The sequence below is a fragment of the Maribacter luteocoastalis genome, assembly GCF_048890225.1.
Classification (GTDB): Bacteria; Bacteroidota; Bacteroidia; order Flavobacteriales; family Flavobacteriaceae; genus Maribacter; species Maribacter luteocoastalis.
Genome location: NZ_JBMFZG010000006.1, coordinates 216,594 through 234,520 on the forward strand (window position 1 = coordinate 216,594; position 17,927 = coordinate 234,520).

Genomic DNA, 17,927 nt, shown 5'->3' on the forward strand with positions numbered 1-17,927 from the left:
TTGGCTAAAGGTAGACTGATTTGGTAACATAGTATCCATCGATTCGTCATATTTGAATAAAATAAAAAAAATGTCAGAAAAAGTATTTGAACTCAAAGAAGCATGGAAAACAATATTCATTTTCTTGGCCATTGTTACAATTATGAGTACAATATTTCATTATGCCATAGTGAATTTGTACCCTTCGAGCATTTATATTGGCGCACTAATGTGGTGCCCGGCCATTGCTGCGATAATTACCTTAAAATTTAAAGGCCGGTCTATTTCTTCTTTAAATTGGGACTGGGGAAATTGGGAATATATTCGGTTATCGTATTTCGTCCCAGCATTCTATGTCCTGATTACCTATATACTTATCTGGCTTTTTGGATTTGGGGGCTTACCAAATGCCGAACAAATATTAGAATGGGCCAACGAACTCGGTTTAGTTGGAATTGGGGCATTGAGTCCGACCGTTTGTGTAATAGTCGGTATTATACTTATAGGAACAGTTGGGGTCATTAGGGCAATGGCAACTACCTTAGGGGAAGAAATCGGATGGCGTGGTTTTTTTATCTATGAGTTAAGAAAAGTACTTTCTTTTACAGGTGTTTCCCTTTTTAGTGGAATTGTTTGGGCTTCATGGCATTGGCCTTTAATTGTGTACTATGGTGGAAACATCGCTTTGGAACTGACAACCTTTTTGATCGTCATAATATCCATGTCATTTATCATGACCTATTATACCTTCAAGGCTAATAGCTTGTGGCCAGCTGTAATATTTCACGCTGTAAGTAATGTATACATCCAGAAAATATTTCCGGCCTTAACATCAAAAATTGAAGGAAGCGAACATTGGCTCGGGGAATACGGAATCATGTTTGCCGTTGTCACCTTTTTATTCGGAATCTATTTTTGGAGAAAAGCAAAGAAGGAAAAATTATAAAATAAGAACACAAAAAATGACAACACTGGTAGTAGGAGCAAGTGGTGCAACAGGTCAACATCTAGTGTCGCAACTTCTTGAACAAGGGCACCACGTTAAAGCTATTGTGCGGTCCGTGGAAAAATTACCGGAATCCCTTAAAAATGAAAGGGGTTTGACAATAATAGAAGCCAGTATTTTGGAGCTTACCGATGCTGAAATGGCCAAGCATGTGGCCGACTGTGATGCTGTAGCTTCTTGTCTAGGCCACAACTTGAACTTTAAGGGCATATATGGCAAACCAAGAAGATTGGTAACCGACTCTACCCGTAGATTGTGCGCCGCTATGAAGAAGATTAAACCGGTAAAACCAATGAAATATGTATTGCGTCAACAAATCGGTCAACAATTAAGTTTTTGAAATCGTAAGTTATTGATATATAATTTGTTACAAGGATTGGTTGTAATCCCGTCACCTCGACTTTAACATTTTGTTAACATTTTAACCCTGATAATCAACTGATTCTCTGGTTTTTTATTTTTTAGTCTTTTCCTTTAAAATTATATTTTGGCTAGATAATTCTATGAAAAGGTCAACAAATCCGTCAACACTTTTCGTGCTTAATTATTAACTTGTTGATAACCAAACAATTTGGGAGTAGGTTCATCGGGGAAACAGGATTGGAACTCTTGTTTTTTGCAAATATGCACTGTTTTAATCCATATTTGCTTCCATTTCCAAAGCTAACTAAGGGATGTTTCCTTGAAAGAACTTTTTCCTGACCTTTTATCGATTGTCACATACCCAAGTGGTTTTGGCAAGCTTTGCTTTAAATGTAGATAAATGAGATATAGAAAACACGCATCATAGTAATTAAATAAAAAACCCTTTCGAATACTTAGTTTATTTTTCGATTATTTTCTTTTTGTTTCGATTTTATTTTATATTTACTTTCTTATGTTAGCAAACCAAAGAAAATCAAAAATAATAGATATCCTAAAAGAGGATGGTTCTGCCAAAGTTGTAGCCCTTGCACGCATCTTTAAGGTTACCGAAGTTACCATTCGTCAGGATTTGGAAAAACTTGAGGAAGAAGGTTTGATCGTGCGCGAACATGGCGGTGCTTTTTTAAAGGATATACCAAGTCAGGTACAAAGTATGACCCTGGCAAATCAAGATAATCTGGACTTAAAGGAGGCAATAGCGATAAAATGCCTTGAATTTATTGAAAGTGGGGATACCATTATTTTGGATTCGGGAAGTACAACCACGGAGATAGCAAAGAAATTGGTTGGGTATACCAACCTTACCGTCATTACCAATGCTTTAAATATTGCATTGTTACTTGGAACAGAACCGGGAATCGAGGTTATTATGACCGGTGGGGAATTTAAACCGCCCACATTATCATTAACCGGACAAAAAGCCGCCGATTTTTTTGAAGGGCTCAATGTTCAGAAATTATTTCTGGCCACAGCAGGAATTTCTTTGAAGTCGGGACTCACCTATCCAAGTCTTAGTGATCTGGTTGTAAAAAAGGCCATGATAGAGGCTGCCCAAATTACCTATTTAGTGGCTGATCATACAAAGTTTGGTCAAAATGCCTTAGCTAGTTTAGGGGCACTTTCTTTGATTGATTATATAATTACGGATGCGGGCATGGAAAAAAAGGACAAGCAAGTACTTAAAGACAATGAAATCGAGGTCATCATAGCAAAATCTAATACATAATATAACTTTTTAATAAAACTATAAACATGTCAAAATCCGCCTTAAGTATAGGGATCATTATAGGTAACAGAGATTTTTTTCCAGATAGCTTGGTAGACAAAGCAAGGACCGAAATTTTGGAAGTTTTTAAAATATTAGGTCTAAAGCCAATATTGTTGGAAACCACAGATACTAAATTGGGGGGTGTAGAAACCTATAAAGATTCACAAAAATGTGCCGAGCTCTTTAAAAAACATAGTGCTGAGATTGCAGGTATTCTTGTGCTTTTGCCAAATTTTGGAGATGAAAGAGGTGTGGCCGATACATTAAAACTGGCCAATTTGAACGTACCTGTTTTAATTCAGGCATATCCAGATGAGCTTTCGAAGATGAATGTGGTCAATAGGCGTGACTCATGGTGTGGTAAAATTTCGGTATGCAATAATTTATATCAGTACGGAATAAAATATTCATTGACGAGCCAACATGTAATGTTCCCTTCTGAAAAAGCTTTTCAGCAAGACCTACTCAATTTCGTTGCGGTCTGTAGAGTAGTGAAAGGCTTGCGTAATGTTAGAATTGGTGCGGTTGGTGCACGGCCTGGCGCGTTCAACACGGTGCGTTATTCCGAGAAAATTTTACAACGGAACGGTATTACGGTCACTACGGTAGATTTATCCGAGATTCTTGGTAAAGCGGACAAGCTTACTAAGGATGACGCTGTGGTGAAACAACATTTAGATGCTATAAATTCGTATGCCCCAAAAGGGAAAACCCCCGATGCCGCCATGATACAAATGGCAAAGTTAGATGTGGTATTGAATCAGTATGTCGAGGAATATGATTTGGATGCTACTGCTATTCAATGTTGGACCTCGCTGCAACAGAATTTTGGATGTAATGTATGTACAAGTATGAGCATCATGTCAGAAAATATGCTTCCATCGGCCTGTGAGGTAGATGTTACGGGTACCTTAAGTATGTACGCCATGCAGTTGGCCTCTGGTTCGCCAAGTGCATTGGTAGATTGGAACAATAACTATGCAGATGATCCAAATAAATGTGTCCTATTCCATTGTGGCAACTGGGCCAAGTCCTTCTTGCCAGATATTCAAATCAGTAACGCTCCAATCCTTGGGAATTCTGTTGGTGTTGAAAATACCCATGGCGCTTTGGACGGGCGTACGCCATCCAATCCATTGACTTATGGAAGAATAAGTACAGATGACCCAAAAGGTATCATAAAGGCATACATTGGTGAAGGCGAACTTACCGATGATCCCTTAAAAACATTTGGAAATAGGGCTGTAGCCAAAATCAACGACCTACAAGGATTGATGAACTATGTCTGCAGAAATGGTTTTGAGCACCATGTAGTGATGAACGCCTCCAAAACCGGTGCTGTACTTGAAGAAGCATTAGGTAATTATATGGGTTGGGAAATCTACAACCACAAATAAAATTCGAAATGACGGATAAAGAATTGAAATTAAAATCAATATATCTTAGAAAGACACTTCTAAAGTATATCTATAAGGCAAAAGCGGGGCATACCGGTGGTAGTCTATCCTGCACGGATATATTGAACGTGCTCTATAATCGTGTATTACATGTAGATCCAACCGATTTTAAAAATCCAGACCGTGACCGTTATGTTCAGAGCAAGGGGCATTGTGTGGAAGCACTTTTCGTTACCCTGGCAGATCGAGGTTTTTTTCCGGAATCGAACTTGGAAACCTTATGTAGGTACCAATCACATTATATAGGGCATCCAACAAAAAAAGTAAACGGTGTTGAGCAAAATACAGGTGCCTTAGGACATGGATTACCCATTTGTGTTGGTGAGGCCATAGCCGCAAAATTGGACGATAAACAGCACCGTGTTTTTACTTTGTTGGGTGACGGAGAACTTCCGGAAGGCTCTAATTGGGAAGCTTTTTTGGCAGCCTCCCATTATAAACTGGATAATTTGTATGCCATTTTGGATTACAATAAACAACAAATCACGGGGTCCAATACAGAGGTCATGAATACCGCTTCGGTACGTGAGAAATTAGAGTCCTTTGGTTGGGCAGTTAAAGAAGTGGACGGGCATGATGTTAGGGAATTGGAAGAGGCCTTGAACAGTGGACCTTTTGAGAAAGGAAAGCCAAATTTCATTATAGCACATACCATTAAAGGAAAAGGGATTAGCTATATGGAAGGCAACCTAAAATGGCATCACGGAGTACCGAGTCCTGAACAATATGATTTGGCACAAAAAGAATTAACCGAAGCGGAAGCGCTAATCTAAAGAACTATGCAGTTAGATAAGATAGAGGAAAAGGATTTAAAAATGGGCCTGGCCAATCAAGAGGTTTTTGCGAAGACCTTGGAGGAATTAGCGTCTAAGGACAGGTCTATTTTAGCGGTAACAAGTGATTCCCGCGGTTCTGGAAAATTGGTGCCCTTTGCCGAAAAATATCCCAAGCAAATCGTAGAGGTGGGGATTGCCGAACAGAACCTTGTTGGAGTTGCTGCGGGGTTGGCGTCCGCCGGAAAAAAAGCATTCGCGGTTTCTCCGGCCTGCTTCTTGAGTGCTAGGGCACTGGAACAGATAAAGAATGATGTTGCCTATTCTGACAATCCTGTCAAATTGGTAGGCATAAGTGCCGGGGTAAGTTACGGTGCATTGGGTACTACACATCATAGTTTACACGATTTTGCCGCGCTGCGGGCTATCAACAATATTATAATTGTTGCCCCTGCCGATAATTTTGAGACGGAACAGGCCGTGCTGCAAGCAGCGAAACTGGATCAACCTATTTATTTGCGATTTGGAAAAAAAGCGATGCCGTTCTTAAGTGAAACCGAGCAAAATTTTGAGTTTGGGAAAGGTCGCGTTGTTAGAGAAGGGGAGGATGTAACCATAATTGCGAACGGGGAGACGGTTTATCCGGCATGGCTGGCAGCAAAAGCCTTGGAAGAAGCACATGGAATAAAAGCTGGAGTCGTTAGTATGCACACCGTCAAACCATTGGATACCGAACTATTGGATCGGTTATCCTCCAAAGGTAATCCAATAGTAACCGTTGAAGAACATATGGTAAATGGTGGTTTGGGTGAAGCCTGTGCTTCATATCTTTTCCAAAAAGGATGTACCAATCCATTTAAGATTATAGCCATTCCAGATGAATACACGGTTACTGGATCACAGGGAGAAATCTTTAACCATTATGGAATTTCACAAGAAGGGATTGCCAAATCTGTATTACAATTAATAAAATAAAATGATCATGAGGTATTTGTTTTTAGTTATAACGTTATTGTCATTGGCTACCAATGCGTGTTTGGCACAAAAAAATAGACTTTTAGTGCTTACCGATATTGAAGCAGATCCAGACGACTCCCAAACTTTGGTGCGCCTGCTCCTCTATTCAAATCAAATTGAAATAGAAGGATTGATTGCAACCACTTCCGTACATCAAAAATCCAAGGTGGTACCTGAGACGATAAAAACTATCCTGAATGCGTATGGCCAAGTACAACCCAATCTTGTAAAACACGAAGAAGGCTTTCCGTTGAAAGAAGACCTAATGGCCCTCGTCAAAAAAGGATTACCGCTCTATGGTATGGAAGGTGTTGGAAAAGGTAAAGATTCTGAAGGTTCCGATTGGATTATTAAAGTCTTGGAAGAAAAGGATGATCGACCAGTATATATTTCTGTTTGGGGAGGACCCAATACGTTGGCACAAGCTTTATGGGAAATACGCGATACGAAAAGTAAAAAAGAAGCTGCCCGTTTAATTGAAAAAATTAGGGTATATACTATTTCAGATCAGGATGATAGTGCGGCTTGGATCCGTAAGGAGTTTCCTGACCTCTTTTATATTGTAAGTCCAGGGGGTTATTTTAGCGCCACATGGATAGCCATTAACCGACCAATTGATGGTATTGACAACAAGACGATTAGCAATACATGGTTAAAGGAAAACATCCAGCAGGGCCATGGCCCCTTAGGTGCTATGTATCCGGATGTGGCTTATGGTATGGAAGGTGATACCCCGGCATTTCTTTCAGTTATCCCCAATGGTCTCAACAATCCTGAAAAACCAAACTGGGGGAGCTGGGGCGGTCGTTACGAATTGTACCGTCCAGACTCGGTTGCACAAGGCATTACTGGTGGTGTTCCCATTGAAAAGGAGACCAGACCCATTTGGACGAATGCCAATGACACCTATAGTCCTGTGATTGCCAATGAATTTGGAAGAACTGTTCGGAAGGACACCATAACTTTTACCGATAACAAGGTTACACTTTGGCGATGGCGTGATGATTTTCAAAATGATTTTGCTGCTAGAATGGACTGGACTACCCAAAGTTATGAAGAGGCAAACCACCCACCAGTACCTGCACTAGGGCATACAGAGGAGATTACCGTTACATCTGGCGAGATTTTTGGTCTTGATGCCAGTGGCACAACGGATCCAGATGGAGATAGTTTAAGTTATTTGTGGTTTCAATATCCAGAAGTGGGTACCTATAATAAGGAAATCAAACATGGTTTATCCGATAATTTATATTTTGTGCATACCATCAAAGCTCCAGAAGTTGATAAAACAGAGACCCTCCATTTTATACTCAAGGTAACCGATAAAGGAATGCCGGCTTTATCCAGATATAAAAGAGTTATTGTAACTGTTCAACCTAAATAATCATGAGGACCAATTCTATCATAGTTTGGGTATTGTTTTTTCTTTTAGGTGCCATAGGTTGCAAAAGAAGTGATGGCAATAATGGCCCAAAAAAAGTAGCTGTGGTAATCTCTACTTTGAACAATCCTTGGTTTGTGGTATTGGGTGAATCGGCTGCGGAACGGGCTCGTGAACTGGGATATGAAGCAACAATTTTTGATTCCCAGAACAATACTTCAAAAGAAGCTGAGCACTTTGAAAATCTTATAGCTGCAGGGTTTGATGCCATTTTGTTCAATCCTACGGATTCTGAAGGTTCCGTTTCTAATGTAAAAAGGGCCAAAGAAGCTGGACTTCCCACTTTTTGCATGGATCGCGAAATAAACTCCTTAGAGGTAGCTACCTCACAGATTACATCTGACAACTTTACCGGGTGTGTGGAACTGGGTGAATATTTTGTTCGCAAACTGGACAAAAAAGGGAAGTATGTAGAGCTATTGGGTTTGGTTGGTGATAATAATACCTGGAACCGTTCAAAAGGTTTTCATAGTGTGGTGGATCATTTTCCAAACCTGGAAATGGTGGCACAGCAAAGTGCTGATTTTGACCGTAGCAAAGCGATGGAGGTGTTGGAATCCATCATGCAATCCAACCCTGATATCGATGCCGTATTTTGTGGAAATGACGCTATGGCCATGGGTGCCTATCAGGCTTTAGTTGCATCGGGCAAGGCAGATAGTGTTATGGTTTTTGGTTTTGACGGGGCCAAGGATGTTATGGACGCCATCAAGGATAAAAAAATTGAGGCCACGGCCATGCAATCGCCTAAACAAATGGCGAAAACGGCTGCAGAATTGGCAGATGAATACCTAAAAGGAAAGCGGGATTTCTCTAAAAAAACACCCCTGCAGGTAAAAGTCGTTACACAAGAAAACATCGATGAATTCGGTGCTTACGGTACATCAAATTGATTATGGGTAAACTAGTAAAATATTCAGTCCTAACAATTATAGTGCTAATGGCCCTTTACGGGTCGGTTACTATATCACCTTTAGATGAGATCAAACAACGCCAAAATGATACTGATTTCAATGCTAAAGCGTATGCGGAGGATTTCATGAACAGTAAAATACAAGGCTTAAGAGCAATAAATGCTACGGATTTCCTTCAAAATATTTCCAATGACATTTCTGGTTATTGTGAGAAAAACGGAAAACGGCTAGGAATCAGCGATGCCTATAATTTTATTGTGGAAGGAAAAGGTACTGTCTCTTCCATTGAAGAAGAATATGTGGTCCTCACCCTTGAAAACGGAAGCGGAATGTATATTGCCACAGACTTCATATTCGGTAATGCCATTAGGGATGGGAGTGCTATGGCCAATATTGGGGACTATCAGAACACTATGGATTTCAATACCATTTCCATAGAACTGAACACTATTGTAAGGGAAACGATTGTAGCACCATTCAAGTCAAGAGTAAAGGAAAATGATACCATCTCCTTCAAAGGGGCCGTTACCGTTGCTATTACCGACCCTCGGTTAAACAGTTTAAAAGTGATTCCCCTCAGTATAAATTTTAACGATTAAATTGGAAAACACACCTAACATCATACTAGAGGCCAAAGGCATCACCAAAAGATTTGGTGGGGTTACCGCTTTGGAGAATGTAAACCTACAGGTACATGCCGGTAAGGTAAATGTTATTGTAGGTGAGAATGGAGCAGGGAAATCTACCCTCATGAAAATTTTATCCGGTGTGTACCCTACTTATGAAGGCACTTTGCTTTTGGACAACCAAGAAGTTCATTTTAGCAATCCTAGAGAGGCTATGGCCCATGGTATCGCCATCATCCACCAAGAATTGAACTTGATTCCCTATTTAAGTATCGCACAAAATATTTTTTTAGGTAGGGAAATTTATAACGCTTTTGGCATCTTGGATTCCAAAGCCATGAACGCAAAGACCAAGGAACTACTCACTCGTTTGGATTGTGACCTAAAACCAAAAACATTGGTTTCAGAACTAAGAGTAGGGGAACAACAACTCGTAGAAATAGCGAAGGCCCTCCTGGAGGAAGCACGTGTAGTTATCATGGATGAACCTACATCTGCCATTTCAGATACCGAGGTAGCCTCTTTGTTCAGGATTATTAAAAACTTACAAAAACAAGGAGTTGCCATTTTATACATCTCGCATAAGTTAGATGAGCTTTTTGTCATTGCCGATCGCTTTATTGGTCTACGTGATGGTAAAATGGTAGGTACTATTGAAGATGCGGCAGAGGCCAAAAAGGAAGACTTAATTCGTTTAATGGTGGGCAGGGATATAAAAAATGTATTCCAAAAAGAAGAAGTACCCTTAGGTGAGGAAGTACTTCGGGTTGAAAACATGGGCCTACCTAGGTTCAATAATGCATCTGACTATATTTTTAAGGACATCAATTTCAATGTAAAAAAAGGAGAGGTGTTGGGGATATTCGGTCTTATGGGTGCCGGAAGGACAGAATTATTGGAAACTATTTTTGGACTGCACCCCAAGACCATGAAAGGTAGCGTATACATTGATAATAAACCTGTTCGATTAAGACACGTAATGGACGCCATAAAAGGTGGTATGGGACTGGTACCTGAGGATAGAAAATTAAATGGACTGGTATTGCAGATGGAAATATCCAAAAACATAAGCATGGCCAGCATTTGGAATGTGGTCAAGAATGGATTATTGAGTCAAGGTTCTGAAGCCAAATTATCGAAAAAATATATTGAGGCCTTAAAAATAAAGACCCCTTCCGAAAAGCAATTTTCAAAAAATTTAAGTGGTGGAAACCAGCAGAAAGTGGTATTGGCCAAATGGCTGGCCACCAATCCAAAAGTCCTTTTCTTGGATGAGCCCACAAGGGGTATCGATGTAAATGCCAAAAATGAAATATATCATTTGATCAATGATTTGGCCAAAGAAGGCTTGGGTATTGTTGTAGTTTCCTCTGAACTACCGGAAATCCTATCCATTTCGGACCGTATTCTTGTTTTGAGCGATTGCAAGATCAGCGGGGAATTCTGTCAGGAAACGGCCAATGAAGAAGCTATAATGCAGGCCGCTATTTTATAAAAAACTTATAACCGACCAAAATGACCGATGTTAAAAGCACATTGTTGAAGTTCCAATCCATCATTGCACTTGTGGTGCTATGTATTGTATTGACCCTTTTATCCGACAAATTTTTGACCCCGGAAAATGGGTGGAACATTATGCGTCAGATATCTATAAACGTATGTATTTCCGTAGGGATGACCTTAGTGATACTTACCAAGGGTATCGATTTATCCGTGGGGTCCATGCTGGCTTTTGCCGGTGCGATCACTGCAGGCCTATTAAAAAACGGGATAGAGATTCCATCGCTAAATGTATTCATAGGCTTTACGGTTTTTGGAGCCATATTGGCCGGTTTGGTTATGGGAGGAGCCTTGGGTACTTTCAATGGCTGGATGATCACCAAATTTAAGGTTCCCCCTTTTGTGGCCACCTTGGCTATGCTTACCATTGCGAGGGGTGCAACCATGCTATGGACCGGTGGATTCCCAATTACAGGATTTGGTGAAGGTTTTGCCTTTATTGGTACCGGCTGGTTTTTGGGTATTCCCATGCCCGTATGGATTACCGCAATCGTAGTGATATTTGCCATTGTTCTGACCAATAAAACGGTTTTTGGTAGACACATCTATGCCATTGGAGGTAATGAGAGTGCCGCTCGATTGTCAGGCATCAACATCAATAAAGTGAAAATTTGGGTCTACGCGATTGCGGGAATTTTGGCCGCGGTCGGTGGGATTATCTTAACCTCTCGTTTGGATTCTGCCCAACCCAATGCCGGTATGAGCTATGAATTGGATTCCATTGCTGCGGTGGTCATTGGAGGTACATCATTATCAGGAGGAAGGGGATCCATCATGGGAACGGTACAGGGAGCACTCATCATAGGTGTGTTGAACAGTGGTTTGGTATTATTGAACGTCTCCCCTTTTTGGCAGCAAATCATAAAGGGCTTCGTTATTTTAATAGCTGTTATTATGGACAGGATCAATCATCCAAACGAAGATTAAACCGTAATGAACACGAATGTAATGAGCATGTCAAAACCTTATATATTAGCTATAGACCAAGGCACCAGTAGCACAAAAGCGATCCTTTTTGATGATGAGGGCCTAGTTGTTAAAAAAGCTACGGCCCACTTAAAAACAGACTACATGCCCAATGGGTTTGTAGAGCAAGATCCACAGGATATTTTAAACAGTGTTGAAGCGGCTTGTACTAGCTGTTTGGATGGCGTTGAACTTCATAAAATAGATACAATAGGAATTAGCAACCAACGGGAAACATTTGTTTTATGGGATAAAAATGGAAAATCTGTTTACCCTGCCATTGTATGGGCTTGTAAAAGGTCTACCGAAATATGCGGTACCATTAAAGATCAAGAAGCCTGGTTGAACGAAAAAACGGGCCTCGTGGTAGATCCTTATTTTTCAGGCACCAAATTACTTTGGATCATGCAGCATCAACCTAAAATTGCAGCGCGAATCAAAAATGGGGAACTATTTTTTGGTACGGTAGACACTTGGTTATTGTTCAACCTCACTAACGGGAAATCTTATTTTACGGACCATAGCAATGCATCAAGAACCCTGTTTTTTAATTTAAAGGATTTGGATTGGGACCAAGAAATTCTTGATAAATGGGAATTAGGTAACCTAAAACTTCCTGCTATTAAGTCTTCTTCCGATGAATTTGGGGAAACATCCCTTTTTGGCTTATTGGATAATGAGGTTCCGATCACTTCGATGATCGGTGATTCCCATGCTTCTATGTTTGGAGAGACCTGTTTTCAGATAGGAGAAACCAAAATGACTTTAGGGACTGGCTCATCGCTATTAATGCACGTTGGCAATACACCGGTGAAATCGGCTCATGGTTTGTTGAGCACCATTGGGTGGAGTACCAAAAATGAGGTAGCATATGCTTGGGAAGGCGCTATTGTAGCCTGTGGCTCTATGGTAGAATGGTTACGATCTATGAATATTATTGAAACTGTCGAAGAAACAGAAGTAATGGCCAAATCGGTACAAGAACCCTCGGAGGTATACTTAATACCTGCATTTAGCGGACTTGGGGCACCTTTTTGGCAAATGGACCGAAGGGCCTCTTTTCATGGGCTGACCTTTGGTACTACCGCTTCACATATCGTAAAAGCAACCTTGGAAGCCATTTGTTTTCAGATCAAGGCCGTAGTCGATGCCATGCAAAAAGATTTACAACAACCTATTGCCCAAATAGCCATGCACGGAGGATTGTCCAAAAACAATTTTGTACAACAAGGTCTGGTAAGCCTGATAGATGCCAAAATCAACGTACAGGACAATGCGGATATTTCAGCCCAAGGCGCTGCGTTTTTAGCCGGATTACAAACAGGCATTTTCAAAGACCTAGAACATATAGCTAGTTTAAAATCCACTCAACAAGTAGGCGATTCCAAAGAAAAAGAACAACTAACCGCCAAATACGAAAAATGGTCGGCATTAATTAATAACACAACAGAATAAAAGCACTTTTATGAAAACAACAGTATCGAATGGCATTAAAAAACACGTTGGTTTAGTTGCATTGGCCCTACTCTTGACGGTTTGTAATACAACCCAGGCCCAACGAACAGAACCTGGTTATAAGGCTTTGGAAATTTTAGAGGATAATTCGGTGCAGTTCCGTATTAAGGCACCTGATGCCAATAGCGTGGTGGTATGGGGTTCTTGGGACCCAGCCAAACGTATAGAAATGGTGAAAAAAGATTCTATTTTTGAGGCAAAAATAGGTCCGTTAGCGTCCAATGTCTATGAATATGAGTATGTAGTCGATGGCGTTTCGGCCTTGGACCCCAACAGTAAAATGGTAACAAGGGATGGTGCTTGGATCATGAACATGTTACAAATACCTGGCGAGGGTGCTTCGGTGTACTTGGCAAATGATGTGCCCCACGGTACCGTACATTCCGTATGGTATGATTCCCCTACCTTGAACTGTACTAGGCGCATGCATGTTTATTTGCCCCCAGGTTATGAAAGCAGCGACAAGGAATATCCGGTATTGTATTTATTACACGGTGGTGGAGGTGATGAGGAATGTTGGTTGAGTAGGGGCAGGACTAATTTTATTTTGGACAATTTAATTGCGGGAGGTAAGGCAGAGGCAATGATTGTGGTAATGCCTAATGGTAATCCAGATACCCCCGCAGCACCGTTAAGCCGAAATCCGACAGTAAAATCTGAGGGAGGTATTGGATCTATGGCCTCACAACGGTATGAAAAAAGTTTGGTGAATGACATTGTCCCGTTCATTGAAAAAAACTATCGCGTAATGGCAACACCCGAAAAAAGGGCAGTAGCAGGTTTTTCAATGGGTGGTTACCAAACACAGAACATTACCAATGCCAATCCTGAAATGTTTACCTATATTGGGGTAATGAGTATGGGCTTGTTTTCGTCGTTCAATGCGAGTACAGGAGGTAATTACGATCAGCAAAAGCATATAGACCAATTGACTGCCCTTAAAAAGGCCAACCCAAAAATGTATTGGATAGGTATGGGCACCGATGATTTTTTGTATGAGACCGGGGTAAAGTTAAGAGCGCTATATGATTCCATTGATTTTGATTATACTTATCGTGAAAACAAGGGAACGCACGATTGGCAGTCATGGCGCTTGTATTTAAAGGAAATCACCCCTCAACTATTTAAATAAAATACGATGAAAATGAAAAAATGGGCACTTTTAATGCTATTGGCTTTTGCATTGAGCCACATTACGGCACAACAAACACCCAAACGGACCATAGTAACCACTGATGGTGAAATTGATGATGTAGATACCTTTATTAGGTTCTTGTTGTACACAAATGAATTTGAGACCCAAGGTTTGGTCTATTCTAGCTCTATGTGGCACTGGAAGGGTGATGGAAAAGGCACCAAGTTTACTTCCGAAATGGAGATGACCCAACAGATCTATGGGGAAGACCTGACTGATCTGCGATGGCCCGGCACACAATGGATACAAGAACTCTTGGCTGACTATGGTAAAGTATATCCAAATCTAATTTTACACGATAAAAACTTCCCTTCCCCTGAAAAACTCTTGGGTATGGTACGGGTAGGAAACATCGACTTTGAAGGGGAAATGGAGAAACGTACCGAAGGCTCCGAGCTAATCAAGGAAAAATTATTGGATAATGATGACCGAGACCTGTTCTTACAGGCTTGGGGCGGAACCAATACCATAGCCCGTGCCCTTAAATCCATAGAAGAAGATTATTCGGGTACTAAGGATTGGGAGGCGATTAAGGAAAAAGTATCAAAAAAAGCCATCATCTATACGATTATGGACCAAGATGCCACGTACAAAAAATACATTGGTCCTAATTGGCCTGAAATCAGGGTCTTTTATAATGCCAATCAATTTTGGTGCTTTGCCTACCCATGGAAACGAGTGGTTCCCCAAAGCCAGCAACCATATCTAGAAGGTAGCTTTATGGGCCCCAACATTATAAACGATCACGGTCCATTATTACAGAAATATTACTCCTATGGCGACGGACAAAAACAAGAAGGAGATCCTAACCACTTTGAGGGTGACATTTCAAAAATCATCAATACGGAACGGGGAGATTTTGCCAAATACGATTTTATCTCCGAAGGTGACAGTCCCGCTTTTTTGCATTTGGTAGATGTGGGACTCAACAATTATGATGATCCATCTAGAGGTGGTTGGAGCGGCCGTTTTGTCCTTTCGGAAGAAAATCCATACCGATATGAGGATGGGGACCATGCAGCGGATTTGAATCCAGAAACCGGGGAAATGGACAAAAGCTATCCTCAGACCCGTTGGATAAAAGCAATGCAATTGGATTTTGCCGCCCGTGCCGATTGGTGTAAGGAATCATTTGCTGAAGCCAACCACGCACCGGAAATCAATGTATCCGAAGGTACGGCTATTAGTGTCCAACCGGGTGATACCATCACATTAAACCTATCCACCAAAGATTTGGATAATCATCCTGTGGCGCTTGCTGCTTGGTGTTATGAAGAAGCTGGAAGTGGAAATGCTGAAGTGGCCACAAAGGATAACATAGCCACTGTACACATTCCGGAAACGGCTAAAACGGGAGACCAATTCCACATTATTGTTGAAGGAACCGACACCGGTTTCCCTGCGCTGACCAGATATCAAAGAGTGATTATTTCGATTCAATAATAAGTAGTTACTAGAGCCCAAAATTATATTTTGGGCTTTTTCCCATTCTTTTTCTAGTATTTTGAATTACAACCGCTAAATACAAAAAATTACCTTACCATCAATCCCACTGCGGTCTAATACCCGGAGCAAATGGAAATTTGAGTGATTTATAGTACTCTAGGCTATACAAGGGTTTAGACACACCGTCTGGTACATCTTTTTTAGAGAAAGTTTGAAAATATAATAAGCAAGCATCGCGCCACCATTTGGCTTCCTTTAATTGAATTTCCAATAACATAGTTACTTCTTCGTGTTGTTCTTTGGAAACAAAAGGCTTCATTATACTCCATGTGGTTATCATTCCGGCAACCTCGTCAACACCTTGTTGGTATTTCAAAGCTATCCCATCCCATAAGGTTGCTCCGTTTTTAAGTTTATAATCCCATGGAAGATGGTGAAACCAGAGTAAATATTCTTCTGGAATTGTTTGTGGATCATTCCAAAGTTCCTGCAATGGTTTTGCATATTGTTCTGTAGCGTTGCTTCCGCTTGGAGTTCGGTCAAATCCAATACCCTGACTATCTGCTTTATGGTAGTAGGTAGGATTCCATTCGGGTCTGCTTAATTCACTGACCCAAGGGCCGGGCCCATAATGGTGTCCGGTATCAAAAATATGGTGTAGTCCTAATGGATTCATATAGTTCACTACGGTTTCCCTAGATTTGATAAGCATTCTCGTCATAGGTTCCAAAAAAGATTCATCATTAGAAAAAGTCATCCGTAGCCACTCATCGGCAATGGTTTCTGAACTTAGATAAGGGTCCCATGCCAATCGTCCAAAACCATACCAATTGGCTTGCGCAAAGGGATGGCCTGTCCAATTTAAATCTGTCCCTATATTGGCAACACCTGCCATGCCGGTCAATTTCTGATTGTGTAGAGAACCATCGATAACCTTTGCTACCGTACTATTTTCTTCTTTTCTAAACGTATCTGCATCCAAGACTTCCTCAAAAAGTTTAGGTAAGAATACAAGGTGTGTACTAAAACCCAGATACTCTTGGGTTATTTGAAATTCCATCATCAACGGAGTTTTTGGCATGGCACCAAACATAGGGTGAAATGGTTCCCGAGGTTGAAAGTCTATTGCCCCATTCTTGGTTTGCACCAATACATTCTCCATGAACTTACCATCATAAGGAACAAACTCTGAATACGCTTGTTTGGCACGGTCATCGGCATCATGTTCAGAATACACAAATGCTCTCCAAATTACGTTCCCCTTATGGGGTAACAGTGCTTTGGCCAACATATTGGCCCCATCTACGTGGTTTCTGCCATAATTCTGTGGCCCTGGTTGCCCTTCTGAATTAGCCTTTACCAAAAAGCCTCCAAAATCTGGGATTAATTTGTAAATCTCATCTGCCTTATGAACCCACCATTGTTGAACCTTAGGATCTAAGGGGTCTGCGGTTTCTAGGTTCCCTATCTCAATAGGTGCAGAAAACCTGGCCGTCAAATATATTTTTATGCCATACGGGCGAAATACCCTAGCTAATGCCTCTACTTTTTCGAGATACATTGGGGTAAGTATTAAAGCGTTTGCATTTACATTGGTCAAGGAAACGGCATTAATGCCAACGGATGCATTTGCACGGGCATAATCAATATATCGCTGATCAATAAATTCAGGAAGTTTTTGCCAGTTCCATAAAGAAAAACCGGCGTATCCCCGTTCAACGGTACGATCCAAATTATCCCAATGATTAAGCATTCTGAGTTTAATTTTTGGAGTATCTACTGCATTGATATTGTGAAGATTTTTATGTTGTTGCATAAGGTTTAGTAGCCTATATACACCATAAAGTATTCCGATATCCGTATTGGCGGTCACAACTAAAACTGTTTTACTTTTGATAGATACCGTTTTTATAATAAATCCTTCGTTTCCAATTTCTACATACGCTTTAGATAGTGATTGTTGTATATCACTATTTAAGTTCTCCTTAGTACCAATAATCATGGTATTTTCTAATCTATTTGAATTAGTAGGAATACTAGCAAGTCCTAGCATTTTCCTTAAACCCGTATGAAGTTCGTTTTTGGCTATCATAAGTGTCTCGGTAGAACCTGGAAAATATATCGATTTGGAATAATCTCTATATTTCTTGGTCAGGGAAGAATCTTCTATATTGGAATAGGGCATCCAGAGTTCATAACCATTGGTTGATTGTGAGATTCCAGAAAAGACACATAGGAATACTAGAACAAGTACGTGTTTTAATTGTATCATTATATTTTCAAAAATTGATAAGTATTGTAACGAATTTTTAAAGATACAAAAAGGACCTTTAGCGAAT

General features: G+C 40.6%; 15 protein-coding genes. 14 read left to right on the forward strand and 1 reads right to left on the reverse strand.

Translation table 11 applies throughout. The features are described 5' to 3' along the window. Positions 1 to 70: 70 nt before the first annotated feature. The 14 genes from ACOCEA_RS13305 (at position 71) to ACOCEA_RS13370 (ending at position 15,585) form a co-directional block, all read left to right on the forward strand. Positions 71 to 925, forward strand: coding sequence for a CPBP family intramembrane glutamic endopeptidase (locus ACOCEA_RS13305; RefSeq protein ID WP_420756742.1), 855 nt, complete (start codon positions 71 to 73; stop codon positions 923 to 925). Positions 926 to 941: 16 nt separating this feature from the next. Continuing rightward, entirely contained in the window at positions 942 to 1,325 is a 384-nt protein-coding gene (locus tag ACOCEA_RS13310; protein ID WP_420756743.1) for an NAD(P)-dependent oxidoreductase, read from the forward strand. A gap of 537 nt (positions 1,326 to 1,862) precedes the next feature. Beyond that, positions 1,863 to 2,636 (forward strand): DeoR/GlpR family DNA-binding transcription regulator, encoded by a 774-nt coding sequence (locus ACOCEA_RS13315; protein ID WP_420756744.1) that lies wholly within the window; start codon positions 1,863 to 1,865, stop codon positions 2,634 to 2,636. A gap of 26 nt (positions 2,637 to 2,662) precedes the next feature. Then, complete coding sequence (locus tag ACOCEA_RS13320; RefSeq protein WP_420756745.1) at positions 2,663 to 4,075, forward strand: L-fucose/L-arabinose isomerase family protein; 1,413 nt, start codon at positions 2,663 to 2,665, stop codon at positions 4,073 to 4,075. An 8-nt stretch (positions 4,076 to 4,083) separates the two neighbouring features. Next, positions 4,084 to 4,908, forward strand: coding sequence for a transketolase (locus ACOCEA_RS13325; RefSeq protein ID WP_420756746.1), 825 nt, complete (start codon positions 4,084 to 4,086; stop codon positions 4,906 to 4,908). 6 nt (positions 4,909 to 4,914) lie between these two features. Next, the gene (locus ACOCEA_RS13330) at positions 4,915 to 5,883 is read left to right on the forward strand and encodes a transketolase family protein (RefSeq protein WP_420756747.1); all 969 of its coding nucleotides are present in this window, start codon (positions 4,915 to 4,917) and stop codon (positions 5,881 to 5,883) included. A 7-nt stretch (positions 5,884 to 5,890) separates the two neighbouring features. Next, complete coding sequence (locus tag ACOCEA_RS13335; protein WP_420756748.1) at positions 5,891 to 7,309, forward strand: DUF1593 domain-containing protein; 1,419 nt, start codon at positions 5,891 to 5,893, stop codon at positions 7,307 to 7,309. A gap of 2 nt (positions 7,310 to 7,311) precedes the next feature. Further along, positions 7,312 to 8,259 carry a D-ribose ABC transporter substrate-binding protein gene (locus ACOCEA_RS13340; protein ID WP_420756749.1) on the forward strand — a complete coding sequence of 316 codons (948 nt, stop codon included), beginning with the start codon at positions 7,312 to 7,314 and terminating at the stop codon, positions 8,257 to 8,259. A gap of 2 nt (positions 8,260 to 8,261) precedes the next feature. Beyond that, a complete protein-coding gene (locus ACOCEA_RS13345; protein WP_420756750.1) occupies positions 8,262 to 8,879 on the forward strand; it encodes a DUF2291 family protein in 618 nt (205 codons plus the stop codon). 1 nt (position 8,880) lies between these two features. Next, positions 8,881 to 10,401: a sugar ABC transporter ATP-binding protein gene (locus ACOCEA_RS13350; protein ID WP_420756751.1), complete on the forward strand. Its 1,521-nt coding sequence runs from the start codon at positions 8,881 to 8,883 to the stop codon at positions 10,399 to 10,401. Between the two features lie 20 nt (positions 10,402 to 10,421). Then, positions 10,422 to 11,393, forward strand: coding sequence for an ABC transporter permease (locus tag ACOCEA_RS13355; RefSeq protein WP_420756752.1), 972 nt, complete (start codon positions 10,422 to 10,424; stop codon positions 11,391 to 11,393). A gap of 6 nt (positions 11,394 to 11,399) precedes the next feature. Next, positions 11,400 to 12,887: an FGGY family carbohydrate kinase gene (locus ACOCEA_RS13360; RefSeq protein WP_420756753.1), complete on the forward strand. Its 1,488-nt coding sequence runs from the start codon at positions 11,400 to 11,402 to the stop codon at positions 12,885 to 12,887. Between the two features lie 10 nt (positions 12,888 to 12,897). Next, the gene (locus ACOCEA_RS13365; protein ID WP_420756754.1) at positions 12,898 to 14,079 is read left to right on the forward strand and encodes an alpha/beta hydrolase; all 1,182 of its coding nucleotides are present in this window, start codon (positions 12,898 to 12,900) and stop codon (positions 14,077 to 14,079) included. 12 nt (positions 14,080 to 14,091) lie between these two features. Then, a complete protein-coding gene (locus ACOCEA_RS13370) occupies positions 14,092 to 15,585 on the forward strand; it encodes a DUF1593 domain-containing protein (protein WP_420756755.1) in 1,494 nt (497 codons plus the stop codon). A 100-nt stretch (positions 15,586 to 15,685) separates the two neighbouring features. Here the strand turns inward: ACOCEA_RS13370 and ACOCEA_RS13375 are convergent, their stop codons facing one another. Next, positions 15,686 to 17,860, reverse strand: a complete 2,175-nt coding sequence (locus ACOCEA_RS13375) for an alpha-glucuronidase family glycosyl hydrolase (RefSeq protein WP_420756756.1) — start codon at positions 17,858 to 17,860, stop codon at positions 15,686 to 15,688. Positions 17,861 to 17,927 lie beyond the last annotated feature (67 nt).

Excerpts from the sequence above, each read along its gene's own strand:
- ACOCEA_RS13305 (WP_420756742.1), top strand. The coding sequence starts at position 71 with ATGTCAGAAAAAGTATTTGAACTCAAAGAAGCATGGAAAACAATATTC.
- ACOCEA_RS13310 (WP_420756743.1), top strand. The coding sequence starts at position 942 with ATGACAACACTGGTAGTAGGAGCAAGTGGTGCAACAGGTCAACATCTA.
- ACOCEA_RS13315 (WP_420756744.1), top strand. The coding sequence starts at position 1,863 with ATGTTAGCAAACCAAAGAAAATCAAAAATAATAGATATCCTAAAAGAG.
- ACOCEA_RS13320 (WP_420756745.1), top strand. The coding sequence starts at position 2,663 with ATGTCAAAATCCGCCTTAAGTATAGGGATCATTATAGGTAACAGAGAT.
- ACOCEA_RS13325 (WP_420756746.1), top strand. The coding sequence starts at position 4,084 with ATGACGGATAAAGAATTGAAATTAAAATCAATATATCTTAGAAAGACA.
- ACOCEA_RS13330 (WP_420756747.1), top strand. The coding sequence starts at position 4,915 with ATGCAGTTAGATAAGATAGAGGAAAAGGATTTAAAAATGGGCCTGGCC.
- ACOCEA_RS13335 (WP_420756748.1), top strand. The coding sequence starts at position 5,891 with ATGAGGTATTTGTTTTTAGTTATAACGTTATTGTCATTGGCTACCAAT.
- ACOCEA_RS13340 (WP_420756749.1), top strand. The coding sequence starts at position 7,312 with ATGAGGACCAATTCTATCATAGTTTGGGTATTGTTTTTTCTTTTAGGT.
- ACOCEA_RS13345 (WP_420756750.1), top strand. The coding sequence starts at position 8,262 with ATGGGTAAACTAGTAAAATATTCAGTCCTAACAATTATAGTGCTAATG.
- ACOCEA_RS13355 (WP_420756752.1), top strand. The coding sequence starts at position 10,422 with ATGACCGATGTTAAAAGCACATTGTTGAAGTTCCAATCCATCATTGCA.
- ACOCEA_RS13360 (WP_420756753.1), top strand. The coding sequence starts at position 11,400 with ATGAACACGAATGTAATGAGCATGTCAAAACCTTATATATTAGCTATA.
- ACOCEA_RS13365 (WP_420756754.1), top strand. The coding sequence starts at position 12,898 with ATGAAAACAACAGTATCGAATGGCATTAAAAAACACGTTGGTTTAGTT.
- ACOCEA_RS13370 (WP_420756755.1), top strand. The coding sequence starts at position 14,092 with ATGAAAAAATGGGCACTTTTAATGCTATTGGCTTTTGCATTGAGCCAC.
- ACOCEA_RS13375 (WP_420756756.1), bottom strand. The coding sequence starts at position 17,860 with ATGATACAATTAAAACACGTACTTGTTCTAGTATTCCTATGTGTCTTT.